Here is a 19,397-nt window from a genome sequence, read left to right on the forward strand (position 1 = left end):
GGGATTCTATGAGTTTGCAGTTCGCTTCTGGCCGATTGCTGCTGCAACTGACCATCAGCAAAAGGGCGGCGTCCGACTCTCGTCTCTTCCCTCGCACACGGTATTTTTTCATTGCGTCGCTAGAGAATGCCTTCTTCAGTGTCCGTATCTCAGTGGCGACCAAGTCTCACATTCTGTCAGTTGAATATCACCACGTTTAAGAATTCTGCCTTACAGATTGGCAGTTAATTTGCTCTATGCGGAAAAGTGCACTACAAAGGAAGGGGACGCATTCCGAGAATGATCATACGGCCGCGATGGCGCTGAAATTGATATTTTCGAATATGAAACACTATAAGAGTCATAGGTATGGATCACAGTTACGATGGACTGCATGCAGCAATTCGCAATCATGGCTATGTTTCTTTAAATGCTAGACCTTCCATGTCAGTTTCACAGACTATGCAGGAGCTCGCTTTGTATATGGGAGGTTCGGTTGTAGCCGGGCGAAATAGAAAGGTTTTAGAAACGTTGAAGACGCTGAGAGCCGATGAAGCTCCTCTAAGCTCGTTAAGTCGCTTTTCTGGAGCAGGTGCTCAGCCTTGGCATGTTGATGGATCACATCTGCCGATACCACCACGGTATTTGATTTTAGGCTGTCACTCGATTAACGGAGGTGGAGCACCCCCAACGCAGCTTTTGAAAGTCAAAGATGCAGGGTTTCCACTTCTCGCAAGTCGCCGCGAAACTTTCACAGTAAAGAATGGACGTTCAAGCTTTTATTCCACGATAGCCAATACGGATCGAACGTGGATTCGTTTCGATCCGGCTTGTATGACTGCACATACAGAAGAGGGGAGTACTATATTCGAGGAATTAGAGTCACATTCACTTCAACCGTCTTTGAATCTGGAGTGGACAGCCGGTGTAATTCTTATAGTTGACAATTGGACGGTACTTCACCGCCGGGGTAATGCCTCTGGTATCGGTCATCGCACCCTTTTGCGCATCTCATTGAAGGATTGGATATGAATACAACTAGACGTGGAGCGACACGAACGATTCCGCCTGCACTTTCAGATGATGCGCTTTATGGCAAAGCAGCGCTGTACGCCCGGCGCGCGCTTGAGGCTAAGGAAGTTGACGCGGAGGATGCATACCAACTATGGGCAACTTTGGCTCTTGAGTTGCTTGGTAAGTTCGCACTGGCAAGGATCCACCCGAGCCTGGTCGTGGACCCTAAAAACTCTAATAGCATGTTGGAAGCTTGCGGTATATCGACGGCTACGGCTGTTCGAACCATTGATGCCAATGAAGTGTTCCTGCGCCTTAAACATGTCATTCCAGGATTCAACTCCTTAGCTTATAACTCATGCAAAGATTTGGCCGATCGCCGCAATGCCGAACTTCATTCAGGGCACGCTGCATATATTGGGATTAGCTTGGAAGTGTGGGAGGGGAAGTTGTGGCATGCAGTGCGATTAATTTTGCAGGCAGCGAATAAAGATCTTGAAGATTTTATTGGCGGTGCGGCTGCAGAGAAAGAAGAACTTATAAATCATTTGTCTCATCTCAAGTGTCAATCCGCATTGCAAAAAATTGAGCATGCGCGAGACAATTTTAGCAAAGACGCCGATGGCAAGAGGCGGGCTCCAAAAACATTGGAAGATCAAAGATCTCAATCCGGGGAGCGCTCTTGGTGGCATCTTTATCGCCTAACAAGTGGAAGGTACGCTCGATATTGGACTCGCCAATGTCCAGCTTGCCAATGCACTGCAGTGTTGGGCGGGGACAAAGACTATGAAGAGCTGACGGATGATCAGGAGGAAGTGAGTCCTGGTTATGAAGAGGTTGAGACAACCTATTCTCCAGTTGAATTCATTTGTGATCAATGCAATTTGCACCTTGTGGGCACTGATGAGCTTTCAGCTGCCGGTTTGAGTGAGGAAATTGTTGAAGTTGACGAGCGTGAGATTAGCTACGAACCAGACTATGGAAATGACTGACGCTTGTCTCCTGCGTCTGCTGTTTGCGGGCGGGAGCGGTAACCATGAACGGCTGCTTTTGGCCGAGAGCGGACGTTTTGGGTTACCCCTCGCTCCACTAGATACCTGCATGAGACGCTTCGACCTCAGCAGACCTAATCCTGCAGTGCGGCGTAACTCACTTGTAATGGACACGCTCAGTGCGAATCGAGTAGTGTTTCAGAAGACTTAGCTTAATCGTTATGGACAATTTGATTCCGGAAAAGGAGTGAAGAAATTAGAAATTGGTATATCTATATTTTGAAGCTTGAGCTGAACTCATGGTATGTGGGTACAGCTAAAGGGTTGAGATCAAGGCTGCGAAGCCATGGTAAAAAAAGCCCTCACTCTACATTAAATAAAAATGGCGCCATCAAATATATAGAGAGCGGCCTCACGGGAAAGAGAAAAGCAACTCACTTACATGCGGCCTTTAGATCAGTTGGTGATTGTTTCTGGGTGACAGAGATTGAAAACACAATCACTGTAGCTCTGGGACAAAAGTATGGCTTCGATAAAGTTAGGGGTGGCTCTATAATTCACGCCTGGAATCACAAGCTAAGTGATATTAAAGTGGAGAACCTAATTCGACGATTTAGTTGTAGTGATATTAGACTTAAATACAAGCTAAACGAAATAAATTTAACTCAAGAAAAGCCATTTGTCTTCCCGCTTACTCGGCGAAGGAATACATAGCAAGGCATTCAAGCCCGCTCGCCGGACGCGCTTTCAGCGCGCCAGCCCAGTCCCAGTGAGACTGTCCGCTTTTGGCCGAAAGCGGCCATAGGCAAGATATTGGGTGAACATTGATAATCACAGGAGTTTTGGAGCAAGAATTTCTCCTTCACCCCCACATTCAGGAAAACACAAACCTATGATTTTCCTAGAGAAAATCGGTTATTTTGGCGTCTGAAAAAGGCCATATTGGCCTGAGATGGACTGGGGTTCAATTTTGGTGCACAAATAGAGCTTACTGAATGAGTGATTTGCTTTCGCCGGCGATGTGATGAACTAGGCTTTTCCGAACCCGACTCAAAGGACGAATACCATGTCATATAAATCAGACTCAAACATTGCCACGGCAGATGCTCTGACACTCCTGCTGCACAACCAGCATGCGCTGGGGGCAGCGATAGAGGAGGTCACAAAATGGCTTTCACAGAATGGCGTACAGAGTGTTGCAGAGAGTGCATTCATGGCCATTGAGACATTGGATACAAATGCAAATGCGATTACAGACGCTATTACGCGACTCCGGCGGCTTTAGGGAGCCGTCTTGATAGGCTGCAATCGGCCAAAATCGGACGGTCGTTATCAGCCCTTTATCTCAGATGTCAGCTGGGCGTTATAGTGCTTGGAAATGGGATGTCGTTAATCCGGCTGGTTCCAGATTTCAACGGCTTTGGGAGCTGGACAGCGCGGTCGTGGCAATCCAGCGCTAGCTATGCTTCTTTTCTTGATCTATTCGGTGAGAAATCAGTATGGGCAACGCCGCGCGAGCAGAGCATGATTCAAAGGGAGCTCGGGATTTTCGTCATGCCAGCCTAAGGCCAGCCCACCTGATTACCGAACGACTGGATATCAACAGAAGACCGATTCCAATCACCGACCTTGCTCAATAGCAAATTGCAGCAACATCTACACCGAGCTGGTACAACTCGAGATGTTGGGGTGGAGTCCCCGAGGGGTCAATACTCTCCGGGGATAATGACCGCTGCGTTATTAGCGCGAACCTCGTCCAGTGATTCCGACTCCAGATTCAGCGACACGTCCACTTCAGCAGCGCCGATCTCCGGTATATTCAGCGCGATACGCGCTTCGCGGTTAATAATGTCCAGAGAAAACTGCGCGGCAATGCCTGCCCCCTGAGTGGCGTTCAGCTTTTTGAACGAATCCTGCACGGCCTTTAGTTCATCCACCCAGTCCCGGGGTGTCGATTTGGGCGAATTTTGCGAACCGTAGGTGGGGTGCGACGATGGGGTTCTAGGATTGGTGCCGTAGAAGGCAAAATAGGCACCCTGCGTACAGATCGCCCGAGCATAGGTTTTGGCCTGCAGATAATCAGCCTGGAATTCGGGTGACTCCTCCTCGCCACGATGAATGGCCGCCATGGTCTCCACCAGTAACTTCGCGCCCAGGGTGAATACAGGCAATCCGTTTTCCAGCGCCTGTTTGATACGGGCACGTATCAGCGTTTCATCCGAGACTTCATCCTGGAGCATAAAGGCTGCAGAAACGATGGCGGCGTCCGATAGGTGAGGAAATGAGGTCACTAGGTTTTCCATCCAGTCCCGACGCTGGTCCAAGAGGCGCAATTTAAGCAATACATAAGCGCCTGCCACGGCACCCACAGGGTCCTGATATTTAGCTTGCAACATCTGATCGGCGGTTTGCCATGCGTCGGCGAGGCTGCTGACTTGCTCCATGGCGCCGCGCGCCAGGTAGGACATAATCAGTTCGTTGTCCGCGTTGCGGCGTCCGATGGTGATATCCATCGAATTACCGATTTCCTTGTCACTGGGGGTCAGCGCCACACGAACCTCCCCAGCAGGTGGCAATGAAATGATTCGCCAGGCAACGTCTTCGCCGCCAATTTGCAGCAAGTGTGGCTGGTTGGGCACATCGAACCAGAATTGCTGGATATTGCCTTGTTTTTCCGTTTTCGACGGTTGGAGGTCGGCATCTATCCACTGCCCATTGTCCAGGGTCCAGACCAACATCCAGACCTGTCCGACTCCTCGAAGTGGTGCTGCGGGCGAGAATTCGACCTGCACCGTGGCGTTGAGGTGATCCAGAGAGCGAAACGGCCTGAGCCAATCCAGCCAATCGCTTGGGCTGTTGGTACTTTGCAAAAGAGTCACATGGCCTTGGCCGTTCTGCAGTTCAGCAACCTCCTGTATCTGCTTGCCGTTTGGCAGTTTCGCCAGTACGTAAACCCGCCCGGATTCCGTAACGCGCCCATCGCGCAGTTCTATCCTGGCCGGTTGGGCGGGGGAGGCGGTGCCTTTGCCCAAGCGCTCCCCACGGGTTGAAAACACTTCGAAAGGTAACGTCAGGAGCCGTGAATCACTCTCTTGGCCTGCGACAAAAACGGTCAATATGTTCATGTTGTTTCACACGCTTTTGGCTGTGAGATTGTCACGAAAAATCACCCTGCTCATGTAGCGGTGTTTCGGCGTGACTTGATAACCGTCCTGATTGAATTCAGCGCCATAATGCCATTCACCTCGCGGCACTCTGAACGATGCAGGACCATCGATGAGTGTCTTGAGTTGACGAGGTGTCACCGCGTTCTCAAGGTACGCTTGGGATATCTCGCGCAGCACCGCTGGATCTATGTCCATTTCAACCAGTACGTCTGGAATTCGATCGAGGACATTCAACGCGATCAGGTGCGTTCCCTCGCTTTCAAAGGCGACATGCTGTTGCAGGTTGGGTTGCAGGAGCAGTAGGTGATTCAATAATGCGGCCGTCGCCATTTGTAGTTCCGAAGGTCTGACATCGAATACGCCTAGGGTGCTGTCGCGCTCTTCCCCGCAGTATCCACGCAGAGCCTGGAGCAGCGCTTGGGTGAAATAGGTCACACCTTCGTCGGGCGTGTAAGCCAAGCGGTTGGCGGAAGTGGAACGTAGAATTGCTGAACCGGCGCAAGTGATCTTGCCTTTTTTGGTGCCCTCGGTAAGTCCCCGGGGAATGTCCAGTTGGTCCAGGACATCGTCACTGAATTCCCGGCAAGCATCGATCACATAAACGATCCGCGCGCTCGTCGCGCGGATCGTTGCCTGATGGGTATTGGAGACGTGGAAGGTGTTGGCCCATGTGACACCGTCTTCACCGAAGTCATCAGCGATAAGAAATTGATTAACACCATCACTGACCCCATGCCCGCAGAAATAAAACACGCCGACACTCTCGGGGTTGGCTCCCAGTCGTTCATGCCACTGTCTGTAAGCCCTGCGGATATTGGCTAGCGTGGGTCGCTCGCAAGCAACATTGCCTCCTGCCGGGGTTAGAATGTTGATTGAAGGAGAGACCAGAGCCATGAGTGATCCCAGCGGTGCGTCTGGGTTAGAAAATGCTTCGTGAGGTGGTTTTTCCATACCGGCAGGCATGGCGTGTACTCCGCCCAGATACCAATTCACCATCTCCTGAACAGAGGTATGCGGTGAATCCAGCGGTTGCACACTCGAATAGTCCGTTTGTCCCATGGCCGGATATTCTCCGCAACCGACGAGTAAAACGTGGGTTGCCGTCGACTCGGGTTTGTCTTTTACCGCTTGCGAAAGAAATAGAGGTTCCATGTCATTTGCCCTTCAGGCATACGGCAAGTCGTTTATAGAAACTGGGCCTGGCGAAATAACCACCATGTGCTTCCAGGAGCCCGTAACCGGTATCGAACTTGTAATCCTTCACGCCATTGAAAACTCCTTCTGCCCGGAAGGAAAAGATGTCGTTCGTGTCGAAGATGTTGACCCACTTTTCGACATTTGCTGGCGTGTTCAAAAGGTCCTTAGGAGGGTTGGCAGGCACGCCTTGCTGGCTTGCGCGGTAGAGCGTCATTTCTTCAAACACAGCAATCTGCGAGCCAATCGTGGCAAAGAGATCGACTTTGATGTTCGTATCAAAGTACGTGAGAATGTCGTAAAGAATGACGCCGCCTAGGCTGTGGCCAATAATGATCAGTTTGTCATCGCCCGGCTTGCGATCTTCATCGGCTTTCCGCAAAGCGTCCATGACCACGTTGACAATGGCGCCCGGTGCATTGGCTCCTTGATGTGAGTTGAGGTAGACGAAGATATCGCCCAGAAACCGAGTCGCCTTGGTATGTAACGATTCGCGAGCCCGGGCCAGGGCCAGGGCAGTGACCGCGTCGTTGGGTGCCGAGCCCAGCCGATTGACAGCTTCGCCCAGTGAAGCCCACCAGTCTTTGAACCCCATTGTCTGAACCGCCAACGCACCCTGCGCGCTTAGCAGTGGGGCAATTTCCTGATTGAGCTTGTCGATGAACTGTCGATTGGTCAGTGGCGGCTGCTGGATTGCCCAAGCCGGGATATTTGCTGCATATTTGCGCGACGCCTCATAACGCTTGAGTACTTCCCGATACTCTTCTTTGGTTTGGGCGACGATTGAAGCCGCATCCCACACTAGGTCCACCGCTTTTGCAAAACCCTTGTCTTGCCGGCTGATATCGCCCAGTACCACGGGCTTTCCGCCGTTTTGTGTCTGTACTTCCTGTATCCACAGTTCGTATTCAGCAGCCTGTAAACCGGTGAGTTTGAGGCTCAGCGCCTTGACGATGGTTTTGCTCGACGGAAGCGATGCCTGATTCCAACGGAACTTCACGCCGTCACCACCCCAGTAAGGGAAGGAAACGCTCAGTACCTTCGTATCAATACCCAAGTCAGGTGCCAGGATGCTGCGCAGGGATTGCTCGATTCGAGCACGGGACGGTTCGTAGTCCACGTCCTCCTTTCGATTATTGACCCCGTGGACAAAAACAATCGGCATGTTGTCACTTCCTTGAGTCGAGGGTGTTTAAAGCACAGGCTATGGGTGAAGCTATAGTCGAACCTCAGCGTTTTGGTAGCCAAGGTCGATATTTTTTGAAAAAGGCAGGATGAACGGATCAGAGTGATTCAGGGTTTAAACACTCTTATCGGTTCGGTCACCACAAACACATATACCTATCGTTTTGTAGGCACTTGGCGCAGTCGAGCAGAGATTTCGGGATGATCGTGCGGGCGTTGGTCAGGGTGTAGCTGTAGGTGAGGAAACGCCCGTGCTGTTGTAGGACCAATGCGGTTCCTCGCCGCGGCCGTACCCACTGCTCGTGGTAAAGACTCTGGCCTCTATGAGATCACTGCTGAATCAGGCGTTGGCGGATGTCGAGCGGAAACTGCAATTTCGGCGTCAGGCAAGTCCATCGGCACGTGAAGTTACGATAATTGCAACGTGGCTTTTGCTTAAAAGTTAGGATGAATATTGGCGGAGAAACATCTCTCTTTTCGGACCTGAAATATGATGTTTTGTATTGTTAATTAAACTGCACGTGCGATTCTCACAGCCTGCCAAAGCAGTTCTTGTTTCGCCGTTTTATATCAAGAAGTCATATACTGAATCTAAGGTCGACTGAAAAATTCAGACGCGGAGGCGCGATCATAAAATTCAGGTCCTGCGGGGAAAGTGTTTTTCTGTATACAATGCGCACTCAAAAGACAGGTTATTAAACCAGTGGGCAATTTAAATATTTTGCTTAGCTCATGTAGTAGAACGTATCGATCAGCGAACTTTTCGGTTGAGGACCGATCTATGACGTCAGGAAGCTGTAGTTGAAAGGCACGAGTTGGATCAAGGTTTTTTAACCACCCTTGACTAAGTAAACTATTAACTGAGGACAGTGGACACTTTAGGAAAGCAGCTGCTTCGTCCTTGGTAAGTCCATCCGTGCTAGCGGAGCGTTCAGCGCCGGATGAATTTTCGGCATTCATCTTACGTATGATTTCGCATCGTGGCGGACGAGTAAAGTGAGAAGGGGTCTGCTGCTCCATCCAGCCTCGAACTGCAAAGTTATGAGCTTTAATTACCAGCTTCATGTCGTCAAATATTGCCGTCCTTGCATTATTGCGATCGATTGTTGCGAATCGGCAACAGTCGTCCAAGCATGGCTTGCTGTCGGTGCGCAGACGGTTTAATGCACGATCCGCAAGCCAGGCGACGGTGAAGTCGCCATAATTGTCCCAGGGAGCCCTATGTAATGACTTAATAAATCCCGGATATTTGTTCACCTGCGCGGCGACGGTCCTATCGATGTGATTGATAACCTTCAAAGGCAAATCACAGCAGTTATGATTATCATCATGCTGCCGAGCACCCCAGAGAGACGCGCAGACCTTGGCAATGGTGTACTTGTTCCGTATCTCTTCTACTACTTCCGGTGACTGGAACGGATCGAGCAAGCAGGGCACAAAATTGGATTGGGCTTGGTCGGCTGTTCTCCGCTCGAATCCACATACGCAGTGGAACAGTTTGGCACTGTGCCAGCTCTCTGTACGCATGCATTTAGGGCACCGGATGACAAGCTTCGAGCCGTGAACCGGGCACACTCCTATGTCAGCGACATCGTGAAATACAAGCGACTTTGAAGATTCAATACATACGGGGCAATACAAATAATTATCTGGGCAAGCTTTGCGAAGCAGGTAGACATTGTTCGCCTTGATAAAATTCGCACTGTCTTTCGCTACGCTGTAAAAAGCCTTGCGCAAGTCGTCGGCCAGGGATGGCGCTTGTTTAGAGACGAGTTTCAGCACAGGGGAGTGCTGACCGAGCGTGTCAATCCATCGACTCGGGCTGATAGCAAAATACCCGAACATGTTTCTCACCGTGCCGAACCCATTGTAATGCGCCATACGCATCAACAAACTTTTGGGCCCCTCAAACTCGGTCGGTTTAGGAAGATAACAAAGTTCTCGCATATCTCTTTCTCAGCGCTGCATGCAATTCTCGACTAGAGAGACGGAACGGGTTGTGGGGTCGACAGAAATCGAGATCGTCCGCGGCGCAGGCGAAGTCCTCAAGGGTGAGCGTGTCGCCCTCGCGCGCCAAGGCGTGAGTCAGGCTGTCATTCAGCAGGATGTTTAGATGGCGCAAGCTGCCGTTGGTGGCTAAGCAGAGTCCCGCGAACAGCAGATCTTCGGTAAGGAGAACTCGTTCAGCAAAGCCCGCAGGTTGAATGACTTTGAGCTCGATCAATTCAATGACTTTCCGAAATTGCGCAGTCGCCGCCTTATCGGTGAAGTTGAAATACCTGAGGTGGGCGCGATAGGGATATCGATCGCTCAGTTCTGCGATAGTGTCGATCAGCGTTTCAATTGTTGGCAGTCCTGCGAGCACGATAGGGATGGTTGCTTGGTTGAGGATCTGATTCACCCATCGGCATACCATTTTTTTTGTTGCGGCCGCGCCCTGATCAAGGATTCGATGAAATTCGTCCAGAATAATCAGCCGTGTCTGCATGGTGATCAGACGTTGCAGGATGAGCCGATTCAGAGACGCACTGCCCATTTGTTCAAGGCGGCCACGGTTCTCAAGACCCAGTTTCGTCAGGAGCTCTATCGACAAGGTTTTGATGGTGGCTTGGGGAGGCACTTCGACAAGCAGGCAGTGTTTTATGCAGCTGTGGCTGCAGTCAGTATCGTATTCTGTATCAATATTGAGCTCCCGTTCGATGCCCTCGCATAAGGTGGATTTGCCAACCCCCGTGTCGCCGATCAACATCATTGACGCAGCCGCGTGGCGATCTCTGGTCGTGGTCATGCTTTTTCGGGCAAGTTGATGGGCATGAGCAAAGCTGGGGTGCCATACCACACATTGCTTGAGCGCCTCGAGCACCTTGGCTTGGCGTTGCGAATTGGTGGTCATATGCCATCCACCCGCCACGGGCTTGTAATGTCCTCCGCCCAAGGTTCTTCAGCATTCGCGGCTGCCATGTCGGGGTAGGATACTTCAGTCCTTTCATGAGTTTTGTGGGCATTCTTACGCTTGCTTGCCATGAATCTATCGTGATCCTCGCTCATGCGTTGACGCAAATGCCGCAACGCGAGGTGCGCATCACTGTCATCGAACTGCTTGCCGTCAGCCGAAAGCTTGGCTTGGACTAGACGATGGTCAGAGAGGGTCAGCCCTTCCTGGTAGGCTCTCTTTGTTCCACTGGCGGGCACCATGTCGCGTGGTGTGTCGGGGGCCGCGACCCAAATCACTCCGAGGTCAGTCGGATCGTAGTAACAAATCGCTTTTTGATTCTTGTGAAGTTTGGCCTTCACTGCTCCCAGACCGGGGCCGGTCCACATCAGGTTGAAGAAAGCGGCGCGATTGCCACTGAGTGCGGAATATGCGATTCCGCGATACAGCTGGTCCAGCGCCTCAGAGGAAAATTTTCTCGGTGGCAACTGGTTGTGCATCGCGCGCTCCCAGGCCACCCGAGGCGGCATATTCAGCGTCTCATGCTTGGTATTGTGGTAGATGTCCTCCAGCCATTCGCGAAAATAATCCACCAGATTTTCTATGGTGTAACAGGCGTGGCGCGCCGCATCGTAATCCCGACACGCCTGCGGATTTGAGAAAGTTGTGCCGTACTGCTCATGTACCCACGACGCGAATGTCCTGAACAAACGCTCAATGCGCGGGCGGGTATTGGGGCTTCCGGGCGGTGGCAACGTCCACTTGATGTCCAGGCGATCAAGAACAGTGTGTACCATGCTGTTGGTATTCTCAGGCCCCCCGTCGCTGACCAGGTGTATCATTGCTCCGCGCTGGTATTCCTCTCCGGGAACGGCTTCAAACGCCATGCGAAGCGCTCTTAATGTCTTTTCCGCACAGGGGTACGTCAGCGAAAGTTCCCAGCCAATGACCATTTCCGAGTGCAAGTCGATGATGGCGGTGAGGTAGGCAATCGGGCCCAGGACGTTGTGCTGGTCATCAACGATCATCAGATCCACAGGGTAAGTGTCAATCTCACAGACATCCAGCGGTGCACTGGGCCGACTCTGCTCACAGCTAAACTGGTGCCTTTTGTAGGCGGCTTCGGCCCCAAGGTGCGCACGATCCGAGTGGTAGCCGGTGCGTTTGGCGATGGCGCGTACCACCGTTGAGCGGCAGGGTCGGCGTAATAGCGGCTGCAGGGACACGGCACGTTGTCGATTGAGCAATAACACGTGGCCGTCCAGCAATTGAAAGACACGTTGTACGGTAATGCGCTCGTCGCGCGCCATGTATTCGTCGTCAATGAGTGCCTTGAGCTTGATCTGAATCTCCGCGGCGAGTTTGCGTCCGCGGGGCATCGGGCTCGGCAGTTTGTACAAAGAAAACTCATCGTTGCCGTGAGCTCGGTACCGCGCAACCCAGCGGCAAAGCGTCGAGTAGCCCGGAGCATGACTGTCCTGGGTTTCGCTCGCTATCCGTTGGATGATGGCCTTAGTGGGCTTCTCGGGCAGCTGGTTGTGCAGTTCGCTCAGTGTGGTGCGGATGTAGCGAAACTTGCGTTTCGCCTCGATCACTTTCGGATCATCAGGAAAGGCAAAAGCGATGGCGTTGGAACCATGCCCAGGCTTGTCGGCAAACAAGGTGATGTTGCGACGCTTGAGATCGCTCAGGAACGAACCGAGGGCGATGCCTATAACGCGCAGGTGGGTAAGCGTCGACAGCGTGACCAGTTCGTCATCGATCTCTATGACTTCATAGACGAGGCCGTCGATCAGGTACTGAGCCCCCGTTACCGGCAGCGGTCGTTCATTAGCCACGGTCTTCAACCGTGCATGGGCCCTGGATAAGCATATCCAGGTCTAGGGCCTGGCTCAGGTCAGCCACAAGTTGCCCTGAAAATAGGCAACCGCAGAGCGCGGCGAGGCAGGGCGACGGAAGGGCGTGCAATAGCTCCCTGACAGTCGCCGGCCAAACCAACCCGGTCAAGTGCCTCAGACAAGCCGCGTATTCATCAGGGGTGGTGTCCTGACTGCGCAGGTACAGTTTCTGCAGCGTGGCAAAGCTCGGCGTGTGCACGGTGGTTTCAGCTATACGGGAAAATTGCCAGCCCCGCTCCCGGCACAATGCGTCAAAGGCGGACCGGGTGGCGCCTTGCTGCGCGGTCATGCCTGTAAGGCTTGTTTGTACTGTGCAATAGCACCCACCGCCATCATCATTCTCCACCAGGAAATGCGGGGCATAGCGAAATTTGCTCGTACCTTCCGTCCACTTGAACACGTGGGGCTGCGCCCAATATCGTCGCACGTGCACGTCCTGTTCCAGCCATACGCAAAAGTCAGCCTGCAAACGCGTCCCACAGCGAAGCGACCGTCGGTTTTTTTGAGAAGGAAAGGTCGTGGAGAAGTTTCGGTGGCCGGGGTTTGGCCAAACAATAGCAGGGAGGGGGTCACAGGGCATGGTGCAGATGCTGGCAAACATTTTCAGCCTCCTGAAGAAGCAAATGTCTGGATGGATGGCACTGTTGATATTATTTGACGGTTCGTTCTACGACGCCAGCCGACTTTATTAACCTGAGCACATCCCTTGCCGCTCTATTGCGTACGTTTCAGCCTTACAGAGGTTTGTGCATTCACCACGTAGATAAAGACGACCACCCAACTTTCGGCGAACTTCCTCGGATAGGTCCATCATGAGATACGCAGTGATGGCACATTCAGAGGCGCTTGTGCGATGTCGTATATCAAACCTGTTCGTCGACTGCGGGCCAGTTTCTTTGGCCACGCGTTGACTGTTGCCGCCGGCTGCGCGGCCACCGGGCCCGGACTTTCTCGCTGGGGAGACGCGTGGTGGGCGAAGCGAAGAGGGCGTGCGATGCCTGAGACGTTGAATCACAAGTGGCCCGACTACCTCACGGGCAGTTTTCCAAGGCAAGCGTTGCGCACGGCGCTGATTGAGGATTTTCCCTGCCTGCAGAGCGTGCTGGACGATCCACTCTGGCCATTATTGCAGCGCCTGGTTCATCCGCACGAAGACACTGGTTGTTGGGCTGCACAACTGCGTCTCAACCAATGTCCGTTTCGCTACTTTTCCGCTGCGCGCTTGATGCGCCTTTGCGGGATACCGGATTGGCGAAGGCTGGCAGGACTGCTTGCATTGATGGGCAGCGAGCGTCCATGTGACGCCCGTGCCCAGTCGTGGTTGCGTGCCGTATTCACTCATTACGTACTCTGTGTATGTCTTGATCTGCCTGGGCAGGCCGATCCACTGGGCCTCTACCGGATCCTGGAGGCGGCGAACCGTCTGGATAAGTTTGGCCCCCTGAGTGCCTGGCCAAATTCTCCGGAAGGCTTCCAGCGCAAGCTGTACCATTTGAAAAGGCTCAGGGCGCGTTTACAAGCCAGGGGATGGATGGTTGGATGGGCCTTCAGGGAGCGTTTGCTGTTTTGGCATCTATTGTGGGACCGACCCATGTTGGCCCGATTGCTCAGTAGTGCAGCGGTCGAACTCACCCGACGTGATCTCATCAGCCACACACGTCACAGGTTTCGCCAAGCCCAACGTGATCGTGTCAGCTTCACGGAGGTTTCGCCGGAGGCCTTGAGCTGGTGCGATCCCGCGCGAGGCAATACGCTGCCTTACGGGTGGAACCTATCGTGGGGCGGATTCAGCTCAGTCCGCTCAGGCAGGTTCGGCAATGATCCAGCCAAGTGATGAGGACATCTATGCCGCGGCCGATGCGGTTCTGGCCAGCGGCCGCAGTGCCACTGCCGAGCGCGTGCGCGCACACTTGGGGTGCGGGGACCCACAGCGTATTGGAGCGCTCCTCGATCGATGGTGGATCTGTCTGCTCGATCGCCTCCAGAGGAATACGCTGCCCGCCCCGATCAACCATGCCTTAAGCATGTTGTGGGAGCAAGCGACAGCGCAGGGGCGCCAGGAGGCTGAGCAGGCTTTTTCGGCACAGCGACAAGTCGGGGTCGAGAAGGCCCACAACATGGAGAAATCCTTCGCGAAGCGGCGTCAACAGCTTGAGGGGTTACTGGCCAAGGAACGGCGAGTATTCACCAATCAGCGCCAACGCTTACTGGACCGCAACGAGCGGCTGCGCGAGCAGCTTCGACAGTCACGCACAATCATCAAGGAAGCGAAGGTTGCCGTGCGGTTTGCGGAGCAAGAACTCAACAAGATGCAGCGGCATTTAGGTCTTTACGAAGTAATCGATGCGCAGCGCCGCCGGCATGCCCATAAGCAGGCGCTGGAGTTTGATGCGATGACGCAGGAACTGTGTCGTCTTTTCACCTATGGTGCCGATCCCTCCGCAATATCCGCATCCGCATCCGCATCCGCATCCGCATCCGCATCCGCGACAAAGGACGCCGATTGTAATCTGTGGCGTGACTTTGCGCCGCTGTTGGAAGCGGCCCAGCACAGGCTGACGCCGTGGCTGGATGAGTTGCGCCGCCAGTTAAGCGTGGCGCCTGTCCAGGCGCTCGAGCCAGATGACTATCAGCGAGCCCGAAGCTTTGCTCAGGCGCAGGTGCTCAAGCAACTTCTCGACGAACTCCGCCTGCAGGCCGTTGGCTACAGCGCCGCAGTTGATGAGCTTTTTTTTCAACTCATGCCGCTGTACCTGCAGGCCAGGCAAACACTCAAGGATTGACGCGTCTGATTTCCGTGCCGTAGCCGGCGGACGTGCTAACAACACGGATGCGTGGGGTTGCTGGTGGCTCGGTCTTGCACTGCACGCTTGAAAACGTGGTTTGTCCGGTTGCCGCCTTCGCCTGTAGGCAAAGGATGTCGGGTTACTCGGGGCCGGGGGACACCTCCTGATCGTCGTCCTCCAGCAGTCGGGTGGCTCGGCTGGACAGCAAGGCGCCGGCCTGGAAATAGCCCATGACGGTGTTAACGCTGCGGTGTTCGGTCATTGCCATCACTTCACCTAACGGGACACCTTGGCGACCGGCTTCGGTGACGAAACCAGAGCGCAAGCTGTGCGCCGCCCAATCGCCCTCTAGACCGGCCAGCTTCGCCCGGCGCTTGATCATCCGGGCCACCGCATCCCCCGACAGGGCGGTCTCGGTTATCTGGCCATACTTGCGTATCCGGCGGAAAATCGGCCCGGTAGAGCAGGGCGCAGCCTTGAGCCAGGTATCCAGGGCACGTGCCGCGGCGCCACGCAACGGTTTTTCGCGGACCTGACCGCTGGTCTCGGTTTTGGTCGCGCCGAGCGCATACAGCCAGGTTTCTTCATCCAGGCGGCGCAAGTCTTCTATTCTTAAGGTCACCACTTCAGACCTTCGACGCCCGCCGCCACTCCATGCAAGTAACAGCAGGGCTTTGTCACGAAGGCCGCGTAGCCCATCGCTGCAAGTCGCCAGCAGCGCCTGCAGGGGTTCGCGAGTAAGGGCGGTTTTCTTACGGACGCGAATGCCTTGACGAACCTGAGCCTTGCCTGCCTCCCTGAGCAACGCGGCGACCGCGGGTGCGGCGCAGGGGTTGTCCCATTGCTTGAGTTTGTGCCACTTGCCCAGGACGGCTAAGCGATGGCTGACGGTGCTGAAGGCCAGTGGTCCGGGTTTGCCTTTAACCCCAGCCTTGCACAGGGCCAGGTCGGACTCGATGGGCAGCAGATGGTGCCAGGTCCCGTCAGCGGCGGGGCGCGCCAGATGGTCAACGATGAACTGCACAACGACCGGCACGGGGATGGCGTCATCGCCGAACACCCTGTCGTAGCGAAGCTGCAGCCAGGCTTGCCAATAATTCAAGGCGCTGCGGTAACTGCGCAGCGTGTTCTCGGCGGTACCGGCGGCAATAAAAGCCTCCGCGGCGGCCTGGGTGCTATGCGCCAGCACCGTGGGGTCTAAACGCGTTTTTTTGGCTGAAATCGGCTGAGCCGTTTTATTTAATACGTCCACCGTATTTTCCTATGTGCCTTAGGTCGGATAACATTTAATTATCAGACCTAATATACGCCGAGGTGAGTCATGGCAGTAGGGGTACCGGAACACGAGGTATTTGCCGCCGCAGACGCGGTGCTGGCCCGGGGTGAACGGCCGACGGTGGAACGCGTACGCCTGGAACTGGGACGCGGCAGCCCGGCGCGCGTGGGTGGGCTGCTGGATCAATGGTGGGCACTTTTGGCCGAGCGGTTGAATGGCGAGACCCGCCTGCCGACGCTGCCGGGTGAGGTGTCGCAGGCCTTTGTCGCTGTATGGCAACAAGCGATTCACTTGGCGCAGGGTGTCGTCGAGCAGAGCTTGGCCGAGCAGCGCCAGGTGCTGGATGCCGAGCGTGAACGCGTAGCGGCTGAGGAGAATCGGGCGCGCCAGGATGCGGCGCAGTTCCGCCAGCAGACGACGGACGCCGTGGCGGGGCGCCAGGCGGCGGAGTTGCGTTTGGCGGACCTGGAACTGCTGCTGTCCCAACGTCAGACCCAGATCGATGACCTGCACCAGCAACGGGAGAGCCTGGCGCACGAGCGCCGCGAGGCCCAGCAGCATAACCAGCAATTGCAGCAGGAGCTGCAGGCGTTGCGACTCAAGGCCGAGCAGGTGCGTGTCGCGCAAGAGACCTATGTGCGCGGCGTCGAAGATCGTGCACATCGCGAGGTCGACCACGCGCGGGAGCAGAGCAAGGCCATGACCGTCCAACTCAAGGATGCTGGGCGGCAAGTCGAGCAGCTGCAACGGCGGCTGGAGTCGATTCAGACCGAGCTCAGTCAATCCCAGCAACGCGCCGCTGCGCAGCATGCTCGTGCCGATACGCTGGAGCAGCAACTAACCAAAGCACGCCAGGCTTACGCGACCAAACGTAAACCTGGAGCCCGAAAACCCGCTGCATCAACGTCTGCCCCCGGAGGGTAAATTCGGCTTCCGGGGGCGAATTGCGCAAAAACCTCAACAGGTCGTGCGTTCCCTACCAAGGACTGTAATCGGCCAGAATCGGTCATCCAGGTTGAGCGCTATCCAGAATGACTTTGGCCTCGATTTCAAATCTACGTAACAGAGCGTCGCCATTTGTTACACCAAGAATCTGATCGATCGCGGCTATTTTTCGGGTTGCTTGGTCGAGCTGAAAGTCAGCGTTGCTGTATGCAGCCTCCGCTTCATTGTGGAGTGCGTAGGCCATATGCGCCGCGACACGGACGCTCATTGAAGCATCGACATCGCTGCCCAGATAATCAGCAAGTAATGCCCTGATCTCAAGGAAGGCGAGGGCGATTAGCCTAGTCTGGTCACTATGCATAAATGGATCCTGGATATTGCAATGCGTGTGCAAAACGAATTTCGCGAGGCTACCATCGGGTCAATTTTTTCTGGCCGTCCACACTTTACGTAGGCTCCCGAGACCCTAATCAGAACTCCCCTCCTAAACGCTGGTAGCGTCGCTCAAACGCCTCCGAGCCTCCCTCCATCACCTGGCAAACCTCTTGCCGCATGTCCTGCTCCTGTAGTGAGCCAGTCTGCTTCACATGACACTGGTTGTTAAAATCCAGCACATGAAGGTTCGTCGGAGCGGTTACATCACGCGCCTTGACCTTGCGCTGGCATTCCAGAAATTTCGGTTAGTGGGTAGGCCACAAATTTGATCAGCGTGGCGACAAAACAGGGTGAGTCTCTTTCAGTTGCCAGACGGCAGTCGTCAGTTCCGTGTACTGAATGAATTCAACGCTGATTTTAGGCTCAGTGAACAGCGAAAGGCGGTTAGCACCTTTAGGCCAGAAAAAGAGGCTCCAGTCCCATATCAGTCCCATATGGGCATTTTTCAGACGCCAAAAACCACAAACCCGAGATATTATCTAGTAAAATCAGTGGCTTGCGCATTCATAATTTGACGGTGAAGGAGAGATTCGAACTCCAACAAAAGTTTGCCATTATCAACGATCTTCGGAATTCATCGTTACTGTTCGCTCATAGCCGATAGTAAGCCTCGCGGATGAACGCTTTCGGCCAACAGCTGCCGGTCTGTACCGGCAAAATCGACCCAAATCGGCCATTGAAGAGCAAAGCTTTTCGATCTGAATCTGTCAGTCGGGATCTCGCTGTGACCATCTCGCACCTGAGTGGAGGAGTCGAGTGATGGCCGTCTCGGTTGACGGGCCGATGAGAGTCGGTGATCGAAACCAGATCTAACTGGGCGGCTGGGCGTTACTGCGGCGTGTCAGCGATGATGTTGTTGTTCGGCGCGGGCCTGTAGATCTGGACAGCGGGCGCCCTGGGTTGCCTGACCGCGATGGCCGGCGCCGATGTCGCCATCGGCTTGTATGAGCGCTGGGTGGCCAAGCGGCTGGATCTGAGCGAGGTCGAGCCGAAAGTATGAGCCGGACAGGCGGTAGGGTGCCGATTTCACGGGGCCTCCCTGAGGGCCGCCCCCTACACGGCTTATCGAACTCGCGGATTCTCTCTAGCTGAAACCTGCACAGGGATGTCCGTCTTTCCAAATGGAATAACGAGCTCAGAACTGATAACGGTCACGGATGTGCTTGTTGTAGTACGAGCCTTTGGACACGGCGACCATCAAGCCGCTGTATATGTCCAGAGGGACATTGTAGAAATCGTATGAGTGGCCCTGTTGAAAGCTGATCCTCATTCGTTTCGTGCCAGCATCGTAGCCAACAGCGGTTATCGCTCTTGAATACACGGCAATCATTTCCATGACTTCTCTCCAGCAGACGGATCGCCACCGGATACTAGCCGAGTTGCCGGGCTCTGCGGTCCGGTCTGCCGAACGGCGCCGGGGACCCCTGGGGATTTCCGATGGTCATGGGGTCGGAAACCCGCGGGATCGTGTTGGTGGGAGACCCGCCAGCTTACTGAAATTTCAACCCACTGAAATCTTGAAAGAATTAATTGAAAAACCGCTGAAAAGGAGGGCTTATGAACGCAGTCACATACCTGTCCAAGAGCACCTTCG

General features: G+C 54.2%; 17 protein-coding genes and 1 pseudogene. 8 read left to right on the forward strand and 10 right to left on the reverse strand.

The features are described from left to right. Nucleotides 1-348: 348 nt before the first annotated feature. From U862_RS29420 to U862_RS31060, 4 genes are all read left to right on the forward strand, one after another. Nucleotides 349-1,011 (forward strand): TauD/TfdA family dioxygenase, encoded by a 663-nt coding sequence (locus U862_RS29420; RefSeq protein ID WP_081794851.1) that lies wholly within the window; start codon nt 349-351, stop codon nt 1,009-1,011. After that, entirely contained in the window at nt 1,008-1,985 is a 978-nt protein-coding gene (locus U862_RS0106940) for a hypothetical protein (protein ID WP_025109714.1), read from the forward strand. Before U862_RS29420 ends, U862_RS0106940 begins: the two co-directional genes overlap by 4 nt. Nucleotides 1,986-2,255: 270 nt before the next feature. After that, nucleotides 2,256-2,699: a hypothetical protein gene (locus U862_RS31395; protein ID WP_371262560.1), complete on the forward strand. Its 444-nt coding sequence runs from the start codon at nt 2,256-2,258 to the stop codon at nt 2,697-2,699. 352 nt (nt 2,700-3,051) lie between these two features. Then, nucleotides 3,052-3,270 (forward strand): hypothetical protein, encoded by a 219-nt coding sequence (locus U862_RS31060; RefSeq protein ID WP_025109715.1) that lies wholly within the window; start codon nt 3,052-3,054, stop codon nt 3,268-3,270. Between the two features lie 421 nt (nt 3,271-3,691). On the opposite strand, the gene U862_RS0106955 is transcribed toward U862_RS31060, so the two are convergent. From U862_RS0106955 to U862_RS0106980, 7 genes are all read right to left on the reverse strand, one after another. Continuing rightward, nucleotides 3,692-5,110 carry a hypothetical protein gene (locus U862_RS0106955; protein WP_025109717.1) on the reverse strand — a complete coding sequence of 473 codons (1,419 nt, stop codon included), beginning with the start codon at nt 5,108-5,110 and terminating at the stop codon, nt 3,692-3,694. Nucleotides 5,111-5,116: 6 nt separating this feature from the next. Beyond that, a complete protein-coding gene (locus tag U862_RS0106960; protein ID WP_025109718.1) occupies nt 5,117-6,304 on the reverse strand; it encodes a caspase family protein in 1,188 nt (395 codons plus the stop codon). A gap of 1 nt (nt 6,305) precedes the next feature. Continuing rightward, nucleotides 6,306-7,511: a hypothetical protein gene (locus U862_RS0106965; RefSeq protein WP_025109719.1), complete on the reverse strand. Its 1,206-nt coding sequence runs from the start codon at nt 7,509-7,511 to the stop codon at nt 6,306-6,308. Between the two features lie 611 nt (nt 7,512-8,122). Beyond that, on the reverse strand, nt 8,123-9,418 hold the full coding sequence (locus U862_RS30760; RefSeq protein ID WP_157836058.1) for a hypothetical protein: 1,296 nt from the start codon (nt 9,416-9,418) through the stop codon (nt 8,123-8,125). A gap of 34 nt (nt 9,419-9,452) precedes the next feature. Beyond that, nucleotides 9,453-10,424, reverse strand: coding sequence for a TniB family NTP-binding protein (locus U862_RS0106970; RefSeq protein ID WP_025109720.1), 972 nt, complete (start codon nt 10,422-10,424; stop codon nt 9,453-9,455). Next, nucleotides 10,421-12,301 (reverse strand): DDE-type integrase/transposase/recombinase, encoded by a 1,881-nt coding sequence (locus tag U862_RS0106975; protein WP_025109721.1) that lies wholly within the window; start codon nt 12,299-12,301, stop codon nt 10,421-10,423. Before U862_RS0106975 ends, U862_RS0106970 begins: the two co-directional genes overlap by 4 nt. After that, on the reverse strand, nt 12,294-12,962 hold the full coding sequence (locus tag U862_RS0106980) for a hypothetical protein (RefSeq protein ID WP_152974163.1): 669 nt from the start codon (nt 12,960-12,962) through the stop codon (nt 12,294-12,296). The genes U862_RS0106975 and U862_RS0106980 overlap by 8 nt, the downstream gene beginning before the upstream one ends. A gap of 252 nt (nt 12,963-13,214) precedes the next feature. Between U862_RS0106980 and U862_RS30765 the strand changes: the two genes are divergently transcribed. Together U862_RS30765 and U862_RS0106995 are read left to right on the forward strand one after the other, a co-directional pair. Further along, nucleotides 13,215-14,195 (forward strand): hypothetical protein, encoded by a 981-nt coding sequence (locus tag U862_RS30765; RefSeq protein WP_157836059.1) that lies wholly within the window; start codon nt 13,215-13,217, stop codon nt 14,193-14,195. Beyond that, nucleotides 14,179-15,144, forward strand: a complete 966-nt coding sequence (locus U862_RS0106995; protein WP_025109724.1) for a DNA-binding protein — start codon at nt 14,179-14,181, stop codon at nt 15,142-15,144. The genes U862_RS30765 and U862_RS0106995 overlap by 17 nt, the downstream gene beginning before the upstream one ends. A 142-nt stretch (nt 15,145-15,286) precedes the next feature. Here U862_RS0106995 and U862_RS0107000 read toward each other — a convergent pair whose 3' ends face one another. Further along, complete coding sequence (locus tag U862_RS0107000) at nt 15,287-16,399, reverse strand: site-specific integrase (protein WP_025109725.1); 1,113 nt, start codon at nt 16,397-16,399, stop codon at nt 15,287-15,289. 69 nt (nt 16,400-16,468) lie between these two features. Between U862_RS0107000 and U862_RS0107005 the strand changes: the two genes are divergently transcribed. Beyond that, nucleotides 16,469-17,347: a DNA-binding protein gene (locus U862_RS0107005; RefSeq protein WP_025109726.1), complete on the forward strand. Its 879-nt coding sequence runs from the start codon at nt 16,469-16,471 to the stop codon at nt 17,345-17,347. Between the two features lie 82 nt (nt 17,348-17,429). Here U862_RS0107005 and U862_RS0107010 read toward each other — a convergent pair whose 3' ends face one another. Further along, nucleotides 17,430-17,729 (reverse strand): hypothetical protein, encoded by a 300-nt coding sequence (locus U862_RS0107010; RefSeq protein ID WP_025109727.1) that lies wholly within the window; start codon nt 17,727-17,729, stop codon nt 17,430-17,432. A 906-nt stretch (nt 17,730-18,635) separates the two neighbouring features. On the opposite strand from U862_RS0107010, the pseudogene U862_RS30120 reads away from it, so the two are divergent. Further along, nucleotides 18,636-18,803 (forward strand): annotated as a pseudogene (locus U862_RS30120) (phage holin family protein); the annotation flags it as partial. A gap of 135 nt (nt 18,804-18,938) precedes the next feature. Here U862_RS30120 and U862_RS0107025 read toward each other — a convergent pair. Next, entirely contained in the window at nt 18,939-19,139 is a 201-nt protein-coding gene (locus U862_RS0107025) for a KTSC domain-containing protein (protein ID WP_025109728.1), read from the reverse strand. Nucleotides 19,140-19,397: the final 258 nt, after the last annotated feature.

This window comes from Pseudomonas sp. H1h, assembly GCF_000633255.1.
GTDB lineage: Bacteria > Pseudomonadota > Gammaproteobacteria > Pseudomonadales > Pseudomonadaceae > Aquipseudomonas.